This is a genomic window from Tessaracoccus terricola, from assembly GCF_054776555.1.
This window is the reverse complement of sequence record NZ_BAAHBS010000001.1, coordinates 235,930-256,166: the sequence shown is the minus strand read 5'-3', so window position 1 is coordinate 256,166 and position 20,237 is coordinate 235,930. Positions and strand designations below refer to the sequence as shown.

The window sequence follows — 20,237 nt, the reverse complement described above, 5'->3', positions numbered from 1 at the left end:
ACCTGGGTGAAGACACCGGCCCTGTTCCTCGTTACCTGCCTTGTAGGGCAGGTGTCCGGGAACAGGGCAGGTGACGGGGGGATCAGGGGATCAGGTATCCGGCTTTCTGCATCAGCCCGTACCACTCGGGGCGGGTGAGCGGGATCTCGGAGCCCTTCGCCGACGCCGAGACGCGCGCGGGCGTCGTCGTACCGAGTACCACCTGCATGCCGGCGGGGTGGCGGGTGATCCAGCCGGTGGCGATCGCCTCGGGCTCGACGCCGTACTTGGCGGCAAGCTCGTTGATCATCGCGTTCAGCTGCGGGTGGTGCTCCGAGCCGAGGAACACGTGGCGGTCCGGTACCCGGGTCTGCATGGGGGACCACGCCTGGATCGTGATGTCGTTGAGGCGGCAGTAGTCGACGATGCCGCCGCCGTCGAGGTTGTACGCCTCCTGGCGGCCCTCGACGTTGATCGCGATGCCCTGCGCCAGCAGCGCCGCGTGGCCGATGGACAGCTGCAGCTGGTTGGCGACGAGGGGCTGCTGCACGTACTTCTTCAACAGCTCGATCTGGCCCGGCGTGTGGTTCGAGACGCCGAAGTGGCGCACCTTGCCGGAGCTGTGGAGCTCGTCCAGCGCGCGGGCCACCTCCTCGGGGTCCACGAGCGCGTCACTGCGGTGGAGGAGCAGGATGTCGATGTAGTCGGTCCCCAGCGCCTCCAGTGAGCCCTCCACCGTCGAGACCAGGTGCTCGTAGGAGAAGTCGTAGTACGGCCCGTCCTTGATGATGCCGGCCTTGGTCTGGATGGTGACCTGCTCGCGCTCCGGCGGGCTGAGCTGCATCGCCTCGGCCCAGCGGCGCTCGCAGGTGTGGATGCCGGTCCCGTAGATGTCGGCGTGGTCGAAGAAGTCGATCCCCTCGTCGCGCGCCGTACGCGTCAACTCCCGGATCTCGTCGTCGCTCTTGTTCTCGATGCGCATCAGTCCGAGGACGACGTTGGGGGCGACGATGTCGGTTCCGGGCAGCGTGAATGTCTTCACAGTTGTACACCTCTTCCTTGAGTCTCGATTGAAACGTTACTCCCGTCCGAACGGGCGGGCGCCCAAAGCCCACCCAGTGACGCGGATTCGGGTGTCGGGAGCGCACTTCCCGAGAAGGAGGATAGGGCCGTCAGCGCTTCCTGCGGTAGTTCTGCAGGCGCAGGCTGTTGTGGACGACGAGCACCGAGGACAGGGACATCGCCCCGGCCGCGATCAGCGGGTTCAGCAGCCCGATGGCGGCGATGGGGATGGCGGCGACGTTGTAGCCGAACGCCCAGAACAGGTTCACCTTGATGGTGCGCAGCGTCTTCCGCGACAGCCCGATGGCGTCGGCGATCACCATCAGGTCGTCCCGCACGAGGATGATGTCGGCGGCCTTGAGGGCGACGTCGGTGCCGGTGACCACGCCGAGCCCCAGGTCCGCGGTGGCCAGCGCGATCGCGTCGTTGATGCCATCTCCCACCATCGCGACCCGCTTGCCCTGCGCCTGCAGCTCCTTCACGACGTCGGCCTTGCCCTGCGGCAGCACCCCGGCATGGACGCTGCCGATGCCGAGCTCGCGGGCGATGCGCTCGCCGGCCTGCTGCGAGTCGCCGGTCAACAGCACCGTCTCGAGCCCCTGCTCGTGGAGTGCGGCGACGGCGCGGGCGGCGTCGGACTTGATGGCGTCGGTGAGCGCCAGCAGGCCGACGAGCTCCCCTTCGCGGGCCACCAGGACGATGGTGTTACCCTCGGCGTCGGCGCGGTCAATGGCCGCCTGCGCGGCGGGGGTGATCTCGACGTCCTGCTCGCCCAGCAGCTTCGGGTTGCCCACCACGACGCGTGCACCGTCGACCCGTGCCGCGGCGCCGAGGCCGGGCAGGGTCTGGAACTCCGTCGCCGGGCGCAGCACGAGCGCGCGCTCCTCGGCGGCGGCCTCGACGGCGCGGGCGATGGCGTGCTCGGAGCCGCGCTCGACGGCCGCGGCCAGGGCCACGACGTCGTCGTCGGAGGCGGTGAAACCGGAGACCTCGGCGACGCTCATGCGTCCGCTGGTCAGGGTGCCGGTCTTGTCGAGGACGACGGTGGTGATGCCGCCGCTGGCCTCGAGGGCGTCGTGGCCCTTGATCAGGATGCCGAGGGTGGCGCCGCGGCCGATGCCCACCATCAGGGCGGTGGGGGTGGCCAGGCCCAGGGCGCACGGGCAGGCGATGATCAGCACGGAGATGCCGATGCCGAAGGCCACCACCGGTGCGGTGCCCAGCAGCACCCAGACCAGGCCGACGACGATGGCCAGGGCAACCACGACGGGCACGAACCAGGCGGTGATCCGGTCCACGAGCTTCTGGACGCGGGACTTGCGGGCCTGCGCCTGCTCGGTGAGCACGGCCATCTGGGCCAGCTGGGTGTGGGCGCCCACCTTGAGCGCCTGCACCTCGATGCGGGCGTCGGTGGAGATGGTGCCGCCGGTGACGTCGTCGCCGGGGCCGCGTGGGACGGGCATCGGCTCGCCGGTCATCATCGACGTGTCGACGGCGGCGTTGCCCACCAGGATCCGGCCGTCGGCGGGGATGGACTCGCCGGGCAGGACGACGAATGTGTCGCCCTTGCGGAGCTCGGCGATCGGCACCACGGACTCGACGCCGTCGCGCAGCACCCGCGCGGTGCTGGTGGCCAGGGCGTTCAGCGCGCCCAGGACGTCGCCGGCGCGCCGCCGCGAGCGGGTCTCGAAGTAGCGCCCGGCCAGCTGGAACGTGGTCATGCCGGCTGCGACGTCGAGGTAGATGGAGTTGGCGCCCTCCGGGGTGGCGCCGAAGCCGAGCCAGAAGCCGGTGTCGGTGGCCTCGCCCAGGCCGAACAGCAGTGTCGCCACCGCCCACCCGAAGGAGGCGGTGATGCCAATGGAAACGAGCGTGTCCATGCTGGCCGAGCCATGGCGCAGGTTGCGCAGGGTGGCGCGGTGGAACGGCCAGGCGCACCAGGTGACGATGGGCAGGGCAAGCAGGATGCACAGCAGTTCCCAGCCGGGGAAGCGCCAGTCCGGCACCAGCGCGAGGACGATGGTGATGTCCATCAGCGGCACGGTCAGGATGGCCGACAGGATCAGGCGGCGTCGCAGCGAGACGATCCGGTCCTCGGTGGCCCGCTTCGACCACTCGTCGTCGGCGCCGTCGTGGACGTGGGCGCCGTAGCCGGCCTTCTCCACCTGGGCGAGGACTTTCTCGACGCCGTGGGCGCCGTAGCCGGTGACGTGGGCGCGGGCGGTGGCGTAGTTCACCGTCGCGGAGACGTCCTCGAGCTTGTTGAGGGTCTTCTCGACGCGGTTCGCGCACGCGGCGCACGTCATCCCGGAGATGTCGAGTTCGATCATCTCCTGCGCTGCGGGGGCACTGGTGTCCAGGGTCACGGCTGCGGGTCCTCCTTCACGGGGGCCTTGGGTGCCTGCGGGTTGCGCTGGGCGAGCCGCGCGAGCATGGCGTTGTAGTCCTCGAACTCCTGGTCGCGGCCGGAGTCCATGTGCCGGTCCTTGCGGGCGGCCTCCTTGCGGTCCTGCCTGGCCCACTGGATGCCGAGCGCGATGATCACCACCAGTGCGGGGATCTCACCGCCGGCCCAGGCGACGCCGCCGCCCAGTTCCTGCGCGGCCGCAAGATCCATCCACGGCAGGTCGAGGTAGGTGTAGAAGGTGGCGGCGATGATGGTCTGGCTGCCCATCAGGATGACGCCGAAGAACGCGTGGAACGGCATCGCGGCCATGATCAGGCCCAGCCGGCCGAGGTGCGGCAGCGGCTTGGGGGCGCGGTCGACGCCGATGATCAGGCCGTAGTAGAGGTAGCCCACCAGCAGGAAGTGCACGTTCATCAGCTGGTGCGCCCAGTGGTAGCGCACCATCGTCCCGAACAGCTCGGTCAGGTAGAGCACGTAGTAGGAGCCGATGAAGGCGATGAACACGATCAGCGGGTTGTAGAGGAACCGCACCACCTTCCAGCCCATCGCCTGGCTGACCCAGTCGTGCAGGTTGTGCTGGGTGTCGCCGTCGGCCTTGTTGGCGCGCAGCAGCAGCGTCAGGAACCCGCCCAGCACCAGCAGCACCGGCGCCATCATGGACAGGCTCATGTGGACCATCATGTGGATGCCGAAGTGCGCGGCGGAGTACTTCCCGAAGCCGGAGCTGGTGGCGAAGACGACCAGCGCCCAGCCCAGGGTCCAGGCGATGGTGCGGCCCACGGGCCACTCGACCCCGCGGCGGCGGGCCGCGCGCAGGGCGACGAAGTAGGCGGCGACGGCGGCCACCGCGATCGCCAGCAGCAGCACGTTGGGGCGCCAGTTCGTGAACAGCACCAACGCGGTGGGGGCGGCGTCGACGTCGAAGCCCAGGAACGTCTGGGTGATGCTGGTGGGCACGAAGTACTGCGGGGTGGGCACGCGCAGGTGGGCGACGGTGACGCCCGTCCAGCCCGCGATCGCCAGCGCGGCCACGGACAGCGCCAGCCGGGCCCGGGCCTGCGACGGGGCGGGCGCGTCGTCGGGGCGGCCCAGGACTCGGCGCGTGGACAGGACCCCCACCGCCACGAGCACGGCCAGGCAGGCCCAGCGGGCAACGATGAACCAGCCGCTGAGCGAGGAGAACAGCCCCGTGCCGGCCAGCAGGAAGACGGCCAGGACGACGTCGGTGACGACGATCACGGGCACTGCGACGGCGCCCAGCAGGGCCGTGCGGCGCCGGATGCCGGGGGTGATCTCGTGCCCGGCCCAGGCCCGCAGCGCCAGCACCGCCAGCACGCCGAACAGGGACTGGGTGGCGAACAGCTGGATGACGACGGCGTCGCTGCCGAAGTCGTGGTCCGGGCCGACCAGCACGTGGCCCACGACGACGGGTGCGAGGACCGCCCAGGTGGCCGCCAGCAGCGGGAACAGCAGGCCGGTCCAGCGGCGGGCGAAGTGGGCGCCGAGGGTGACGATGGTGGCGCCGAAGAATTGCACGAACACCGACAGCGGCGCGTAGGCGGCGGTCTGCACGTAGGCCAGCGCGCCGGGCATCATGATCTGGGCGAGGTCCACGCCGGAGGTGTCGAGCGGGTCGAACAGCATCAGGCCGGCGGCGGCGAGCATCCACAGGCTGGAGGCGCGCTGCAGCACCGAGAGTTCGAACGAGTGCCCCAGGTCCTGCGCCTGCCTGGAGGCGGCGTCGCGCAGGAACAGCAGCACCACGATGGCACCGACGCTGACGAGCGCCGCACCGTCGGCAACGGTCCGCAGCACCGTGGTGGTGATCGAGACCAGCGGGCCGGGGAACACGCGCACGATCTGTTCGTACGGCCCCGCGCCCAGCAGGGCGGTGACGGTGACCGGGATGGCCAGCAGGAGGGCGACGGCGAGCAGTCCCGTCAGCGCGCCCGGGACGCGGCTGGTCGGGGTGGCCGTGGGGGTCTGGACGGTGGCGGTCACGCGGCTGCACCTCCGTGCTGCGCGGCGCGCTGCGGCGTCGTCGGGATGGACCCGCACGCACTTCCTGTCCGACGGACCAGTTCCGCCACCTGCTCAACCTTCACGGCACCGTCCTTGATCGACCGCCGCAACTCTACAACACGTAGTTGTGGGGGTACCCGCCTGCTGCTAGCGTTCCACTACAAGTTGTAGAACAGAAGGGGATGCGAGGTGGACCAACCGCTGGCGCAGTGGGCGTTCACCGTCGTCTTCGGAGTGCTCGCCTGCTACCTGCTGGGCCGGGTGGTGGCCGAGATCCGCAAGCCGCTGCAAGTGGTGATGCACCTACTCCACCTCGCGATGGCCGTGGTCATGGTGGCCATGGTGTGGCCGTGGTGGGGGTACGTCCCGGCCCTGCCGCAGGTGCTGTTGTTCTCCGCCGGGGCGGTCTGGTTCGCGGTGCTGGCCGTGCTGCTGGCCACCAAGCGAATCTCGCACTACGACACCGGCTGCCACGGACCGCTGTTCCAGGTCTCGCACGCCGCGAGCATGCTCGCGATGGTGTGGATGGTGGTGGTGATGGCGCCCACGGGGGACGCGCCCGTCGCGCACCAGCACGCAGACCCGGGTGCCGTCGGCGTGCTCACGGGGACCGCTGCCACCGCTGCCATGGCCGTGTCCGCCGTCGCGATGCTGGTGGAGACGTTCGAGGCCGTGCGCCGCCCCCGGTCCGTGCCGCCCGGACCGGTGGACACGGGCTCGGGCGTGGTCATGGCCGCCGGCATGGCGGCGATGTGCTGGATGATGTTGGGCTGAGGGAAGAGGATTTCATGGGTTTCGAAGCTTGGACTCGCGCTGGGGCCGACCGGGCGCCCGGTGGGGGCGACCCGACACGCCGACGATTCCGGGCGGAAGGGGCGCCGGTGCCCCCTGCGGCTGTTCGACGCGGCGTGTCGGGTCGCGCCCGGGTGGCGACGGTGATGGCCGTCGGTGCGCTCGGCCTGGCCTGGGCGGGGGCCGGGGTGGCCGCGGCGCACGTCGGCGTGACCTCCACCACGGACGAGGCCGGGGCGTATGCCGTCCTCTCGTTCAGCGTCCCGCACGGCTGCGAGGGCTCGCCCACCACCGAGATCGCCGTGCAGGTGCCCGCCGGGATCAACTCCGTCACCCCCACCCGCAACGCCCTCTACACGCTGGAGACCGTCACCGAGACCCTCGACGAGCCCGTCGCCGACAGCCACGGCAACGAGGTCACCGAGCGGGTGGCCGAGGTGGTCTGGACCGCCACCACACCGCTGCCCGACGGCCAGCGCGACGTGCTGGAGCTCTCCCTCCAGTTGCCCGCCGAGGCCGCCGGCACCACACTCCACTTCCCCGTGGTGCAGACCTGCGAGGAGGGGGAGTCCGCCTGGGTGGAGGTCCCCGCCGCCGGCCAGGACCCGCACGACTTGGCGTTCCCCGCACCGTCACTCGATGTCGTCGCGGGCTCCGGCGGCCACGGCCATTCCGACGACGAGTCGGGTGGGGCCGACGACGCGGGCTCGGGTGAGGGCGACGACCCGGGCTCGGCCGAGGCGGGCTGGGCTGCCGGTCCCGACGCGTGGAGCCTCGCCGGGCTGGGTGCCGGTGCGCTCGGCGTCGTGCTGGGCGCCGCTGCGCTGGTGCGCTCGCGCAAGGGGTCATGACCCACCGTCGCCGCTCAGTGCTGCCGTTGTCGGTCAGTGCTGCCCGTACAAGAGCAGCATCCACGACAGCGGCAGCATCCACGAAGACGGCAGCGTTGAGGGCCCGCCCGGCCACCGGACGCCGACTGCTCGCGGTGGTGCTGCTGGCACTGCTCGCGGTGCTGGGCTCCGCCCGACCCGCCGCGGCCCACGCCGAACTCGTCTCCTCCACCCCCTCCGACGGCGCGGTCCTGGCCGAGGCGCCCAGCACGGTCGAACTGCGCTTCAGCGAGTCCGTCGGACTGGTCGAGGGAGCTATCCGCCTGCTCACCACCGACGCCGACCCGACGCCCCTGTCCGCCACCGCCACCGACGCGACGGTCACCGTCGAACTGCCGCCGCTGCCCACCGACGCCACCTACGCCGTCGCCTACCGAGTGGTCTCGGCCGACGGGCACCCGGTCAGCGGCGTCGTGACGTTCAGCGTCGGGGATGCGGCACCCGGCGCCCCGCCCGTAACCGCGTCGGCCACGCCGGCGGCCACGGAACTGCTGGTGCGGGTCCTCAGCGGCGTGTTCTACCTGGGGCTGCTCGCATTCGCCGGGCTGGTCTTCTGTGCGCGGGTGGTGCTGCGGGGGCCGGGCGGAACCGTCGGCGCCCTCGTTCAGGCGGAACGGTGGACGCTCGGCGCGGCTTGCCTGGCCTCTGCGCTCCTCGTGCCTGCCTCGGGGCTGCGGGTGGTGGGCGCCGGACCGGGCGCGCTCCTGGATCCGGGCGCCTGGGCGCCGGGAGTCTCGACGATGGTGGCGCTGGTCCCGCTCGCGGTGGCGGTGCTCGGCTGGTCCGCGCACCTGCTCGGCCGGCGGAGCGGCGAATTCACCCCCCGCGACGCCCAGTCGGTGCTGCTCGCGGCGGTTGCCGCGCTGGCGCCGGCGGCCGTGGGACACACGCTCGCGTTCAACCCGCCCGCCATGCTGCTCGCGGACGCGGGGCACCTCTTGGGAGGCGCGTTCTGGCTCGGCGGGTTGCTGGCGATGTTGCTGTTCTTCCACGCGCGGCCGGAGAAGCGGGAGATGCGCGCAGCCCTGGCGCGGTTCTCCCGCTGGGCGCTCTGGGCTGTCGCCCTCATCGTCGTCACCGGCACGGCCATGGGGACCATGGTCCTGGGCTCCGTCGAGAACCTCCTGGGCACCGGTTACGGACGCCTGCTGCTGGTCAAGGTGATGGTGGTGTTCGCGGCCCTGGCCCTGGCTGCCTGGGTGCGGTTCCGGATGCTGCCCACCAGCCGCTCCCGTCCCAAGTTCTTCCGGGCCCTGCGCCACGAGGCGGCGCTGCTCGTCGGCGCGGTGCTGCTCACGGGGTTCCTCGCCAACACCAGCCCCTCCCACGGCCACGACCACGGGCCGCAGCAGGTGGCCGTCGAGTCGCAGGGCCTCACGGTGGAGGGGGTCCTCAGCCCGGGGGCGGTTGGCACCAACAGCTTCGCGTTCACCCTCGCCGTCGACGGGACGGCCCCGGCCCCGGAGGAGGTCGAGGTGTCCTTCCGAATGCCGGAACAGGACCTCGGACCCGTGCCCGCGGAGGTGGTGGCCGAGGACGACGGCTCCTGGGTGGCGACGGTGCACCTTCCGGTTGCCGGGGCCTGGAAGGTCCAGGTGGCGGCGCGCACGTCCAAGTACGAACGGCCCATCGCGGTCTTCGACGTCAGGATCGGCTGAGCCCCATCGCCACGGGGCGGGGTCAGATCTGCACGGGCACCGGCAGCCCGCGGGGCTCGCTCCCGCTGCGGAATGCCTCCAGCCGGGCAGCCCGCAGTTCCAGGCCGGGATCGTCGCTGAACCGCCCGATCCGGGCGAGGGCCCCGGCGAGGGTGAGGGTGCCTGCCTGCCGGGCGGCGACGTCGTCGGCGACGAGTTCCACCAGCAGCAGGGTGGCGCTGCGCAGCGCCGCACCGGCGGGCAGCCAGCGCGGCAGGCACAGTGCGTTCAGCTCGGCGATCCGCACCACCAGGCCGTGACGGTGGCGCAGGTGGGCGTACTCGTGCGCGAGCACGGCGCGGAGCTGCGCGGGGGTGAGGGCCGCCTCGAGGGCGGAGGACAGCAGGATCTCGGGGCGTCGGCCTGGGACGGCGACGGCGAGGAACTCCTCCGAGGTGAACCGCACGAGCGTGAACGGGCCCCTGTCCTCGCGGGACGTGGCCACGGGCGCGAACCGGCGCAGGCTGCGCCGATAGGAGTCCACCAGTGGCTGGGACAGTCCCGAGAGCAACCCGATGAACGCACCCGCCGCGGTCAGTGACACCCAGGCGACGACCGTGACCACCGCTCCGCCGGAGGCGCCGTCGTCGCCGGCCGAGGCAGCCAGAGCGGCCGCGGCGAGTGCGGTCCCGACGAGGGCTGTCGCCACCAGCGCCACACCGATTGCCAGCGCGGCGAACCAGGCTCCGAGCGCGAGGCGCGGGCGGGCCACCTGCCAGTTGCCGCGGGTCAGCAGCCACGGCGACAGGGTCATCAGGAGGGCGGCGGCGACGAGGCAGCCGATCACGGTGGGCATGCCTACCCGCGCAGTCTGGCGTTGGCGTCGAGGGCCCGACGCAGCACGTCGACGTCGTGGGGCTTGAGGTTGCCGGCGAACTTCAGCAGCACGGCCTCACGGTCCGTGGCGCCACCGAGGGCGGAGAGCATGGTGGTGCTGGCCTGTTCCTCGCCGGACTGGGCGGCGGCGAAGCGCACCTTGCGGGGGCCGTCGCCGCAGCGGCGGACGAGGCCCTTCTTGCGGAGCCGGTCCAGGACGGTGAGGACGGTGGTGGTGGCGGGTTCCGGGCCGGAGAGTGCCGCCTGGACCTCGCGGGCGCTGATGGGCTCCGCGTGGTCCCACAGGACCTGCATGATCTCCGCCTCGAGCGCGCCGGGTGCACGTTTCCTGCCGATCAGCGCAACCACCTCCCTGCGCCGGGACTCTACAGCATGTAGTAGTTGGTGGGGAGGGGACGACGCCGCGGATGAACACGCGGTGAACTGGTGCGGGCGGCTTCTGGTTTCGGCTGACCGCGACACCGTGCGGGGATAGCGTTGGGTAATGGGTCCCGAACCTGGGGCCGCTGAACAAGGAGCCATGATGTCCACCCCTCGCGAGTTCATCGACGCCTACATCCACGCCTATGAAGCCCTCGACGTCGAGGCCTTCCTCGCCCTCTACGCCGACGACGCCCGGGTCTTCGATTCCGCCGAGCCCGCCGAGTACCCGGACAAGGCCGCCTGGCGTCAGCAGGTGGAGGGCTGGTTCGGCGCGTTCGAGCCCGGCCGCGAGGCCAAGTGCGACTTCGTCGACGTCGAGATCATCGAGGCCACCGAACTCGCGGTGGTCAACGGGCACGTCACCTACTCCGGCACCATCGTCGGCACCGACGAGCAGGTGGAGCTCGAGGCACGGGCCACCTTCGTCGTGCAGCAGCTCGGCGGGCAGTGGCTCGTCATCCACGAGCACACCTCCATCCCTGTGGAGTTCGACGAGGATGACGAGGACGAGGAGGAGGTCGCGGTGGTGGTCAGCAGCACGGACAACCGGTTGGGCGACCAATCGGATCTCGCCGTGGAGGGGGAGGGACACCGCTCGGGCCTGCTCGGCGACGGCGAGCACCATCCCCACCACCACAAGCTGCTGGGCGACGAGGAGTCCCTGAAGGTGCAGGGCGAGGGCCACCGGGGCGGACTCTTCGGCGACCACGGCGACGGCGACAAGCCCACCGAGGCGCTCAACCAGTAGACAGCCCTGCCCAGCCTCAGTTGGCCTCCTGCCCCGCGACCACCAGGTGCAGGGACTCCTGGATGCGCCGCACCGAGTCCGTGGTCAGGTCCCTCCCCTCGGCCCTGACCGCGCGGGTGAGTTTCCGGATGGCCTGGTCCACCTCGGTCCGGTCACCGGTGAGGGCCAGGAGTTGGATGCCGCGCACCGTGAGGGTCTCGTCGGCGCCGGCCGCCATGTGGCCGCGGGCGAGCGCCCAGCGCGCCGCGTCCCGGTCTCCCTGCTCGAGTGCGCGGTCGAACAGGACGGTGGCGGCGTCGGTGACCATGCTGACCATGTCCATGCGGAGCTGCTCCGCCCAAGGCCATTGGAACGCGACGTCCTCCAGCGGTTCGCCGCGGACCAGCTCGAGGGCTTCCTGCAGGAGCGCCGAGCTGGCGTGGTTCACGCCGCCGGCGAGCAGCATCTGGAACCTCTCCCAGTCGGACTCGACGTCGGGGTGGAGTTCCAGGCGGCCCGAGTAGCCGTCGGGCAGGTACGGGCTGCCCGACTCGTCGTCACCGAGCCAGCTGCGCAGCCGGCTGACCATGGACCGACGCGTGGACTCGGCCACCACCAGGTCCCGGGCCATCCGGCTCGGGGTCGATCCGGGATGGGTGAGCAGCCACGCGCAACACTCGGCGCTCGCGGCCCTGGAACGCGACGGTGCCGGTCCGGTGCAGCCACGCAGCTCGACGGGGCCGAGCAGCAGGAGGGTCGGGTGTTGTGCATCCAGTGGCCGGGCTGACATCGCGTTGTCCTTGGTGGGTTCGAGCGTCTTGCGGGGCAGGACCTTCACGTTCGGGGGCAGGGGGTCCTCGTCCCACCAGGGGGCGGGCTCGGTGGTGTCGTCGTTGGCGCCGGCGAAGAGTTCCACCACCGCGTGCCGCGCCGGCGCGGACAGCAGCTGGGGCATGAACGCCGTCCCGGCGGGCAGCAGGACGGCGCGCTCGGCCGACTCCAGCCGCACCAGGTGCCAGCGCTTGGCCGGGACGGTGCCCTCGGCCACGGCCGCCACGGCGCTGACCCCGACCTCGCCGAGGGAGAGGCAGTCGTCGATGCGGCGCAGCGCCGCCTCGGGCACCGGGCCGCAGAAGACGAACACCACCGGCGCCCAGGCGCTGGCCAGGTCCTCGTCCCCGCGCAGTTGGGCGAGGTTCGAGCTACCCATCTCGATCCTCCTGGAGGCGCACAGCTTCTGCAGTTCCACGAGGCCCTGCTCAAGGCCCGACACGCCCGTGAGGCGGGGGTCGTCGAGGCTCGCCTCCCAGTCGTCGGGGGACTGGACCGTCACCACCTCTACCCCGACCGACCACGGTGCGCACATCAGGCTGGTCAGCATCGCGGAGACGGCGGCGAGTGAGTCCTCCGGCGAGCCCTGCGCGAGGGTGCACCGGTTCGCCTCCAGCTCGCAGGTGACGTCCCGGTCCTCCTCCCAGCCCAGCAGGACCCCGGTCGGGGGCATGTCCGTCGGCGGCGTTGCCTCGCTGCCGCGCTTGGTGAGGGAGGACCAGAACCGCTGCAGCTCCGGGCGCAGCGGCAGGACCCGACGGCCGACGGCACGCTGCAGCAGTTGCGTGCGACGCCGGGCCGCGACGCCGGCGAACACACCGGCGGCCAGCACCGCTCCCAGCGGGCCAAGGATGTCGTGCTGGCGGGCGGCGTCCACCTCCACGCTCGGCTCGGGTTCCGGTTCCGAAGGGTGCGTCGCCGAGGTGGGCTGCGTCTCCGTGGGAGCGGGGCGGGGGGTGGCCGTGGCTGATGTGGTGGCCGACGGCGTTGTCGCGCTGCTGGGGGTGGCCGTGGCCTGCGGTGTGGTCGGTTCCGGATCCGGAGGTGGGGTCTCCCCGACGGTGGTCTCCGGACCGGTCTCGGTGGGGCCGTCGGCGACCGCCGAGGGGGCGGGCTCGGCGTCGGGCGGCTGGGGGTTGGCGGCTTCGGAGGTTGAACTGTCCGGCACGTGGAGCTCCCAACCCACCTGGATCTCGTCCGGGTCCTGGACCAGGTCCCGGTTGGCCTCGTGCAGCTCGGGCCAGCGGTTCGCCTCGCCGAGGTGCTCGTCGGCCAGGTCCCACAGGGTATCGCCATGCTCGACCGTGATCCGGGGGACGTCGTCGATCCCCGCCGAGGCGTCGGGCTCCGTTCCCTCGGGCAGGTTGATGGCGTTTCCCGGGCGCAGGTGCGCGTCGTGGGTGAGCCCGGGGTTCACCTCGAGGATCTCCCGCCACCTGTCACCGGAGCCCAGCATCCGCTCGGCCAGAGACCAGAGCTCGTCGCCCGGTTGGATGACGTAGCGGCCCGATTCGGGCGCGGCGTCCTGCTCCGGCGTCGGGTCCGCGCCGGTGTGCGCGACGGCGTCGTCCCGGTCCTCCAGCGGGGCGACGGCGGCGGCCGGCGGTGGTGCCAGATCGGGATGGGTCCCGGCCATCGCGGAGCCCAGCAGCGGCGCGGCAACCGCCGCAACGAGCGAGGCGACCACTGGGCGCAGCCACCCGGTGCCCGGGAGGCGCAGGTCCACCACTCCTCTGGACACGGTGCGCAGCAACTCCAGCACGGTGGTCACGGCGAGCACCGCCCACGCGGCCCATCCGAGCAGGGTGAGGATACCCAGGGTGATGCGGCCGTCGTCGGGCCGCAGCAGGGCCGTGGACCAGTCCACCTGCGCCAGTTCGGCGGCGCGGCCCCACTCGAGCAGCGCCCAGGGCACGCCGAGGAGCAGCGCCGCCAGCAACAGCAGCGCCGCCAGTGCCTTGAGCGACCTCATGTCCCGATCACGCCCCGGCCGGTCATCAGAAGGGGAGTTCGCCCTGCACGAACGTCGTCACGGCGGTGACGATGATGAAGGCGACGGCGACCGCGCCGGCCAGCAGGATGGCGTTCTCGGTGGACTGGGACAGTCCTCGTTCGTCGCGGGCCGTGGGGCGCGTCAGCTGCAGCCAGAGCCCGGTGATCCAGTGGTGATTGTTCATTGGTCCGTTCCTTGTCTCTCTCATACTTTGGTAGTTCGTCGGGCCGAAACTTTTTTGTCCACAGGCTGCGTCACATCCCCCACAGGGTGAGTACCGGTGGGATGACGAACGTGAGGCCCAGCAACAGTGCGGGGATGGTCATCCAGATGGTCAGTGCTTCGGTGTCCTCCTGCGCTTCACTGCGCTGCTTGGTGACATGGGCCTCCCTGAGTTCCTTGACGCGAGCCTGCAGCACGTCGGCCAGTGCCGCGCCCTGCTCCTCCAGCCGCATCACGTCGGCGAAGTCCGTGAGCTCGGGCAGGTCCCACTCGCGTGAGATCCTGGCCAGTTCCACCCACGGTGTGGTCTGTTCCAGCCGGGAGCGTTCCAGCCCGGCGGAGATGCGCCGGAACAGGGGCGCGTCGGAGATCCTGGCGGCGGTCTCGACGGCCTGTGCGGCGGAGGCGTTCGCGAGCCGTTCCAGGGCCACCAGGTCGAAGAACGTGTGGATGCTCTCGGTGGTGGAGCGCCTGACCGCTCTCGCGCCGCGGGCCAGGTTGAGGTCCGCGAGGAAGTAGCCGGCGACGGCACCGAGCAGTCCGAAGAGGGCTGGGAACGGGTCGGGCCGGGAGCCCGTCAGGTACTGGAGCGCCACCCAGAAGCCGGGCAGGAGCAGCCCCGCCAGGCCGAGCACCAACTTCTCCGCGAAGAAGTCGCCGATGGTGCGGTCCTGGAGCAGCAGGAGTTGCTGCTGCTTCTCGGTCACGGGTAGCCGGAGCCTTCTCTGCAGTCGGGCGCCGAGTCCCTCCAGACCGCCCGAATCCGTCCCCTGCACCACCGGTGTCGGTGCGGCCGAGCCGTCGAGGACCGCCAGCGCGTCCCCGAGGCGGGCGGTCCGGCCCATGGTGCCCAGGACCGCGAGGAACGCCCCGAGGCCCACCAGCAGTCCCGCTGCGACGGCGAGCCCGAGGCCGGTCATGCCGACCCCCGCAGGAACCTCGTGGCCGGCGCGGGCACCGTGCGTCGCCGCAGGATCGCGAGGGAACCGACGTAGGCGGCGCCCAGACCCAGGGCGAGGACCTGGCCCAGCGGGGTCCTGTACGCGGCGAAGAACTGGCCTCCGAGGAGGATCGAGGCACCCAGGACCACCAGCGTGATGATGGTCACCTGCCTGACGACGGCTCTGGGCTTGGCCCGTTCGGACGCGATCTCGCGGAGTGCCCGCAGCCGGTCCTGGGTGTTGGCGCCGAGCGCGGCCAAGGTCTGTCGGGTGCCCACCCCGCCGCGGCTGGAGGCGATCGCCAGGGCCGCCAGCACGGCGTCCCCGTCGGCCGAGTCCAGTTCGTCGGCCATCGTGAGCAGGGCGTCGCGGGTGGTCCAGCCCTGGTCGATGCGGCCCACCAAGCGGGTCACCGGCTGGGTGAGCGCCGGGGGCACCTGCTGACGGGTGGCGATGACGGCGTCGCGGATGGACTTGCCGGTGGCGATCGACGGTGCCAGCAGCCGGACCCAGCGGTCAAGCGCGGCCAGCACGTCGATCTCACGTTGCGGAGGCTCCCTGAGCAGCGCCGGGATGCCGATGGCGAACGCCGGCAACAGCACCACGGCGACCAGCCAGCCCGTGAGGACGGCGAGCAGGACCCCCGCCCCCAACGAGCCGATGACCCAGAGTTTTGAACGCTTCGAGGAGGATTCCCACAACCGCGAGACCCTTTTCCACAGATCTGGGGACAACTGTGTGGATTGTTCTCGTTTCCGCAGGCCGGCGACGACGAGGACCAGGCCCAGTGCCACCGTCGCGCCGAGGGTTCCTGCGATCACCGGTTCCATGTCACGCCCGCCTGGAACTGTTCGAGCTCGGCGGACATCCCCGCCTCGGGCTGGAACAACTGGCCGGTGCTCGCCGTGGCGGCCCGGTACACCAGGTGCGTGGTGGGTCGCCCGCCCTCGATGGAACCCGTCAGCTGCCGCACCTCACTCACCAACCGACGTCTGGTGCCACCGCGCCACGCGTTGTCCTCCAGCACGACGTGGACGATGAAGTTGATGTTGTGCGCCACCTGCCGCAGCGCCTCCTCCATCCCGATCACGCCACCCTGCGCGACCCGGGCCGCGAGCCTGTCGATGGTGGCCGTCGCCGAGTGGGAGTGCGTCGTCGACAAAGTGCCCGCCCCGGCCTGCATGGCCTCGAACATCGCACCGGCCTCAGTGCCTCGCACCTCGCCCACCACGAGACGGGACAGGTTCTGCCGCAGGGCCTCCGGGATCAGGTCCGCGACGCTCCAGGAACCCAGCTCGCGCCCGGAGGAGTTCTCGCCGAGCCCCACCTTCGCCTGCAGGGCGAGGATGTTCTTGCGGTCCCGGCGCAGATGGGTGAGCAGCTCGTAGTCGGTCTCCAGCGTCCCGAAGCGTTCGCTGGGGTGGATGGCGGCGATCAGTGCCCGCAGCAGCGTGGTCTTGCCGGCGCCCTGGTCCCCGGAGATCACGATGGACTTGCGCGCCAGGACGGCCGCGTGCAGCAGCTGTGCCACCTGGCGGGGGAGCATGCCGTCGTCGGCCAGGTCCGCGAGGGTCACGTCGGTGAGGATGTGCTGCCGGATGGTGATCGACGGCCGGTAGCTGAGGCCGAAGCCGATGGCGTGGAGCCGGAACCTGTCCCCCAGGGCGAGCGTCATCGTCGGGTGCGCATCGTCGAAGGGCCGTGGCGGGTGTGCGGTCTCTCCGAGGAAGCGGATGGCATCCACCAGTTCCTCGTCGGAGTCCGCGACGGGGGCGTGGGACTCGCGGTGGCCGTCGCCGTACTGAACCACCACCGAGTCCCAGCCGTGGATCTCGATGTTCTCGGCCTCGGGGATCTCGAAGAGGGGCTGCATCCGGCCGTAGCCGAAGATGGCACTCTCCACGGCGGCGGCGTAGCGGTCCTCCAGCGCCATCGGCCACATCGCCTCGCCGGTCTCCGTCAACTGTTCGGCGTGGGCGTGCACCACGGAGCGGATGACGGCGCGGCCACGGACCCGCCGGTCCTCCTCCGGGATCGGGGTGTGCCGCTCCTCCTGCCACTGTTCACTGATCTGGCTGATCCGTTCGGCGGCGCGCCGACGCAGCACCACCACCAGCTGCCAGTCCACCTCCAGGGTGGTCGACGGTGGCCGCGGGTCAGGGGTGTGGCCGTCGCTGCGACGCGGCGGCGGGCTGGGATGCCAGTCGGAGGCGGCCAGCGAGGTGAAGGCCCCGCCGAGGCTGGGAACCTGCGAGACGGGACTAGACATGGGCGGCCCTCGCCAAGAGTGCCCGTTCCACCTCGCGGGCCCCGGTGATGCGCTCTCCCAGTTGCATCCCCGCGGCACGCAGCTGGCTCATCAGGCTGCGGCTCGCGAACCGCTTCGGCTCGGGCTCGCCGTCGGACAGGACCGCTGCCAGTGCGGGATTCCACTCGATCTCGGCCCAGCACTCGAGCCCGAACTGGGTGGAGATCTCACGCGCCGAGTACGGGCGCTCGGGTCCCACCAGGACGAGGCCGAGGAGCTTGTCGACGGGCAGTTCAGCCAACTGCTCGGCCAGGGCGGGCAGGTAGAGTCGCGCTCCCGCCAGTGCGCGCAGCGACGTCCGCGTGAAGAAGCACACGGCGTCCGCCCGGGCCAGCAAGGGCAGGGGGAGACCGTCGCGCCCGACGTGGCCGGCGTCGACGATGACGTCCACGCCGCGGGCGTCCAGGGAGGCGAACGCGTCCGCCAGTTCCGGCCAAACGACGTCGAACAGGCGGACGGCCGCGGGCAGCGAGAACCCGGGCAGGAACCGTCGCTGGACCTCCTCGCCCTCGGTGAGTGCGACGGTGTGGTGCCACAGCTCTGGTGGGATGGGCCGGTTCTCGCGGTGGACCCGCGCCAGCCCGCCGAGGCCGCGGCCACCGTGGTCCAGCCCGCGCAGGTAACCGGCCTGGACGGACTGGGACGGCTCCCGGTCACAGTCGGCCAGCAGCACGTCGCGGTGCCAGGTCAGGGCCAGTCCCAGTGCGCTCGTCGTCACCCCCGGGGCTCCCGATGCGCCGACGCACACGATGACCGCCATCAGCCCTCACCCACCGCGACCAGGGCCAGCTGCTGCGTGGCGGCCAACCGGGCGACGGCGTGGGCGGCCTCGTCGGGGACCACGACGTCGAGCACGAACCCGGTGCCGTCGTCGGTCAACACGGGCGCCTCGGCGACGACGGCGTCGGTTACCGAATCGTCGCCCTCCGCGAGGCTGACCAGCTGCACGGGGGTGCCCGGGACAAGGTCCGTGCCCGGCATGCGGCCGGGTCCGAGCTGGAGCCCGACGAGACTGTGACCGTCCGGGATCGGGTCCTCGCCGAGCAGGCGTCCCGTGGGGAATGACCCGGCGGGCAGGTCCGTGCGCGCGGTCCGTCCGACCAGATCGGACAAGGCGTCGCCGTCGGTGACCTCCACCTGGAATCCGGCCGGGACGGACACCACAGCCAGGTCCTCCGCGGCGAGCTGCTCGCCACGCACCACGTCGGTGGCCATCACCACGGCCGTCCGCTGGTCCACGCTCGCCGAGTAGAGGGCCGCCGCCCCGAGCGCCCCCAGCACGACGAACACCACGCCCAGCGCGACGAGCCTTGGACTTCGTCTGGGGCGCAGCTGGACACCCTCGGGCCGGCTCGCAGCCGGGGGAGACTGCTCTCCCGTTGCGGGGTTGCGCTCGCGCAGCATCGGATCACCACCTTTGGTCTCGATGGGCAACAACCTATGAGGTGGAGGGGGTCACCGTCGCGGGGGTGCCGCCAATCTGTGGATAACTCAGTTGCTGCGGTGTTTGGGGTGCTTCTTTGGGCGCGCACCTCCGGAGCGGCGGCGCAGGAGGTCACGCACCCCAACGGCGGCGGCGAATCCGAAGGCGAGCGAGCACACTCCCATCACCACGCTGAACACGGGCACGGGGAGGTCGTACCGGACAGAGCCGGTGCCGGTGCGGAAGGAGGGCACGCCGTCGACTTTGTAGGCGATCCAGCCCGAGACGGCGGCGCTCGCCAGGGCCAGGGACAGCCCGGCGAACAACAAGATGGCGGAGACCAGCCCCATGTTCGACCGCTGCTTCTTCAGACCCTTGCGCTGGGGCCGCAACATGGTGATGGCAAGGGCCAACACCGGGCCGAACACCCCAACGCCGGCCAGTGCAGCGAACCACTCGGCGCTCCACACCGGCGCAGTGAACAGCGAAACGATGCAGGAGACCACCACCACCGCGCCCACCACCCCGGCCACCACCATCTTCCAGGGCTCGATCGGTTTGCTGCGGGCTGCCATGGGCGCTGATCATACGGCCCGGCGGGTCCGTCACCTGTGGAGCGATTGGCATAAGGTTTTCCACAATCCGTGGACAACTCCGGTGGGTTGTCCACTGTGGTCACCGTCGGTTGGTCATCCGTTAACCCGGTGTTTGCCAGCAGCGAAAACGCAGGTCAACGCGGAATTGACCTTGGGGACAAATGTGGACAACTCTGGGGAGAACTCCACACCTGATGGAGGGATCGCAGGATCCGCCGGGTGCGCTGCGGGTTGTGGATTCTCAGTCCTGCGGCACCCTGCCGTCCAGCACCCAGCCGAGGAACTCGCGCAGGTGGCCGGTCTCGCCGTCGCGACCGCCGCGGCCCACCTCCAGCGACGGCAGGCTGGCGGTCAGCTTCACGCCGGTGATGCGTTCCTTCCAGCCGCCGGGGACGGTCAGCACCTGGTAGCCGCCGTCGGTGTCGATGGCGATGGAGTGGTTCTGCCGGATGTACCAGCCCTGCTTGTCCGTGCGGACGAGGTGACCGTCCATGGTGCGGGCCTTCAGGGGAACGGGTGCGAGCCCCTTTGCGCGCGCCTTGGTGATGAAGTCGTCGATGATCACCTGCGCGGCCTGCGCCTCGAGGCGTGCGGCCTGCTTGCCCAGTTCCACGCGGCGCTGGGCGTCGGCGGCCCGTTCTTCCCTGCTCATGCCCACGAGCCTATCGCCGGGCCGGCGCCCGGGCGGCGACCCCCTTCGCCGCTACGGTGGATGGTCCAATCACGGGGAACTCGAAAGGAATTCATGCTGTTTCGTCGAACCAGTCAGGTAGGGGTCGCGATTTCAGGGGCGCTGCTGCTGTTGCTGAGCGCGTGCGGGGTCGGTGCAGTACCGGAGGATGACGTCGAGGAGCAGGTGAGCAAGGTGCTGGCCGAGACGGTTGGCCAGGCCCCCGACGAGGTGGACTGCCCCGACGACCTGCCGGCCGAAGTGGGCGCCGAGATGCGCTGCACGCTGACCGCCGACGGGGAGAGCATCGGGCTGACGGTGACCGTCACCTCCGTCGAGGACAACAACGTCAACTTCGACGTCAAGGTCGACGAGCTCTAGGGGCCCCGTCGGGACGCCGTGCCGCACGGCGGCGGG

The 20,237-nt window shown here is 71.2% G+C and carries 19 protein-coding genes; 5 read left to right on the top strand and 14 right to left on the bottom strand.

All coding sequences use genetic code 11. The features are described 5' to 3' along the window. Positions 1-82: 82 nt before the first annotated feature. The 3 genes from ACYU7G_RS01185 to ACYU7G_RS01175 all read right to left on the bottom strand — a co-directional run bounded on the left by ACYU7G_RS01185 (position 83) and on the right by ACYU7G_RS01175 (position 5,449). The gene (locus ACYU7G_RS01185; RefSeq protein WP_461103917.1) at positions 83-1,021 is read right to left on the bottom strand and encodes an aldo/keto reductase; all 939 of its coding nucleotides are present in this window, start codon (positions 1,019-1,021) and stop codon (positions 83-85) included. Between the two features lie 130 nt (positions 1,022-1,151). Then, positions 1,152-3,371: a heavy metal translocating P-type ATPase gene (locus ACYU7G_RS01180; RefSeq protein WP_461105122.1), complete on the bottom strand. Its 2,220-nt coding sequence runs from the start codon at positions 3,369-3,371 to the stop codon at positions 1,152-1,154. 32 nt (positions 3,372-3,403) lie between these two features. Beyond that, a complete protein-coding gene (locus tag ACYU7G_RS01175) occupies positions 3,404-5,449 on the bottom strand; it encodes a cytochrome c oxidase assembly protein (RefSeq protein WP_461103915.1) in 2,046 nt (681 codons plus the stop codon). A 210-nt stretch (positions 5,450-5,659) separates the two neighbouring features. Between ACYU7G_RS01175 and ACYU7G_RS01170 the strand changes: the two genes are divergently transcribed. From ACYU7G_RS01170 to ACYU7G_RS01160, 3 genes are all read left to right on the top strand, one after another. Next, the gene (locus ACYU7G_RS01170; RefSeq protein WP_461103913.1) at positions 5,660-6,244 is read left to right on the top strand and encodes a DUF5134 domain-containing protein; all 585 of its coding nucleotides are present in this window, start codon (positions 5,660-5,662) and stop codon (positions 6,242-6,244) included. A 134-nt stretch (positions 6,245-6,378) separates the two neighbouring features. Further along, positions 6,379-7,113 carry a YcnI family copper-binding membrane protein gene (locus ACYU7G_RS01165; protein ID WP_461103911.1) on the top strand — a complete coding sequence of 245 codons (735 nt, stop codon included), beginning with the start codon at positions 6,379-6,381 and terminating at the stop codon, positions 7,111-7,113. A gap of 95 nt (positions 7,114-7,208) precedes the next feature. After that, positions 7,209-8,810: a copper resistance CopC/CopD family protein gene (locus tag ACYU7G_RS01160; RefSeq protein ID WP_461103909.1), complete on the top strand. Its 1,602-nt coding sequence runs from the start codon at positions 7,209-7,211 to the stop codon at positions 8,808-8,810. 22 nt (positions 8,811-8,832) lie between these two features. Here ACYU7G_RS01160 and ACYU7G_RS01155 read toward each other — a convergent pair whose 3' ends face one another. Together ACYU7G_RS01155 and ACYU7G_RS01150 are read right to left on the bottom strand one after the other, a co-directional pair. Beyond that, positions 8,833-9,645 carry a M56 family metallopeptidase gene (locus ACYU7G_RS01155; RefSeq protein WP_461103907.1) on the bottom strand — a complete coding sequence of 271 codons (813 nt, stop codon included), beginning with the start codon at positions 9,643-9,645 and terminating at the stop codon, positions 8,833-8,835. Positions 9,646-9,647: 2 nt separating this feature from the next. Next, on the bottom strand, positions 9,648-10,034 hold the full coding sequence (locus ACYU7G_RS01150; protein WP_461103905.1) for a BlaI/MecI/CopY family transcriptional regulator: 387 nt from the start codon (positions 10,032-10,034) through the stop codon (positions 9,648-9,650). A gap of 175 nt (positions 10,035-10,209) precedes the next feature. Here ACYU7G_RS01150 and ACYU7G_RS01145 point away from each other — a divergent pair, with 175 nt between their 5' ends. After that, on the top strand, positions 10,210-10,857 hold the full coding sequence (locus tag ACYU7G_RS01145) for a YybH family protein (protein ID WP_461103903.1): 648 nt from the start codon (positions 10,210-10,212) through the stop codon (positions 10,855-10,857). A 16-nt stretch (positions 10,858-10,873) separates the two neighbouring features. Here ACYU7G_RS01145 and ACYU7G_RS01140 read toward each other — a convergent pair whose 3' ends face one another. The 9 genes from ACYU7G_RS01140 to ACYU7G_RS01100 all read right to left on the bottom strand — a co-directional run bounded on the left by ACYU7G_RS01140 (position 10,874) and on the right by ACYU7G_RS01100 (position 19,802). Then, complete coding sequence (locus ACYU7G_RS01140) at positions 10,874-13,639, bottom strand: LysM peptidoglycan-binding domain-containing protein (protein ID WP_461103901.1); 2,766 nt, start codon at positions 13,637-13,639, stop codon at positions 10,874-10,876. 25 nt (positions 13,640-13,664) lie between these two features. Then, on the bottom strand, positions 13,665-13,844 hold the full coding sequence (locus ACYU7G_RS01135) for a hypothetical protein (protein WP_461103899.1): 180 nt from the start codon (positions 13,842-13,844) through the stop codon (positions 13,665-13,667). Between the two features lie 70 nt (positions 13,845-13,914). Continuing rightward, the gene (locus ACYU7G_RS01130; protein WP_461103897.1) at positions 13,915-14,802 is read right to left on the bottom strand and encodes a type II secretion system F family protein; all 888 of its coding nucleotides are present in this window, start codon (positions 14,800-14,802) and stop codon (positions 13,915-13,917) included. Then, the gene (locus tag ACYU7G_RS01125) at positions 14,799-15,653 is read right to left on the bottom strand and encodes a type II secretion system F family protein (RefSeq protein WP_461103895.1); all 855 of its coding nucleotides are present in this window, start codon (positions 15,651-15,653) and stop codon (positions 14,799-14,801) included. Before ACYU7G_RS01125 ends, ACYU7G_RS01130 begins: the two co-directional genes overlap by 4 nt. After that, positions 15,641-17,092 carry a CpaF family protein gene (locus ACYU7G_RS01120; RefSeq protein WP_461103893.1) on the bottom strand — a complete coding sequence of 484 codons (1,452 nt, stop codon included), beginning with the start codon at positions 17,090-17,092 and terminating at the stop codon, positions 15,641-15,643. The genes ACYU7G_RS01125 and ACYU7G_RS01120 overlap by 13 nt, the downstream gene beginning before the upstream one ends. After that, entirely contained in the window at positions 17,085-17,891 is an 807-nt protein-coding gene (locus ACYU7G_RS01115; protein ID WP_461103891.1) for a hypothetical protein, read from the bottom strand. Before ACYU7G_RS01115 ends, ACYU7G_RS01120 begins: the two co-directional genes overlap by 8 nt. Further along, on the bottom strand, positions 17,891-18,535 hold the full coding sequence (locus ACYU7G_RS01110; protein ID WP_461103889.1) for an SAF domain-containing protein: 645 nt from the start codon (positions 18,533-18,535) through the stop codon (positions 17,891-17,893). The genes ACYU7G_RS01115 and ACYU7G_RS01110 overlap by 1 nt, the downstream gene beginning before the upstream one ends. Before the next feature lie 87 nt (positions 18,536-18,622). Further along, entirely contained in the window at positions 18,623-19,129 is a 507-nt protein-coding gene (locus tag ACYU7G_RS01105) for a hypothetical protein (protein ID WP_461103887.1), read from the bottom strand. A gap of 262 nt (positions 19,130-19,391) precedes the next feature. Then, positions 19,392-19,802: a hypothetical protein gene (locus ACYU7G_RS01100; RefSeq protein WP_461103885.1), complete on the bottom strand. Its 411-nt coding sequence runs from the start codon at positions 19,800-19,802 to the stop codon at positions 19,392-19,394. Positions 19,803-19,895: 93 nt separating this feature from the next. Between ACYU7G_RS01100 and ACYU7G_RS01095 the strand changes: the two genes are divergently transcribed. Then, a complete protein-coding gene (locus ACYU7G_RS01095) occupies positions 19,896-20,201 on the top strand; it encodes a DUF4333 domain-containing protein (protein WP_461103883.1) in 306 nt (101 codons plus the stop codon). The last annotated feature ends 36 nt before the right edge of the window (positions 20,202-20,237 follow it).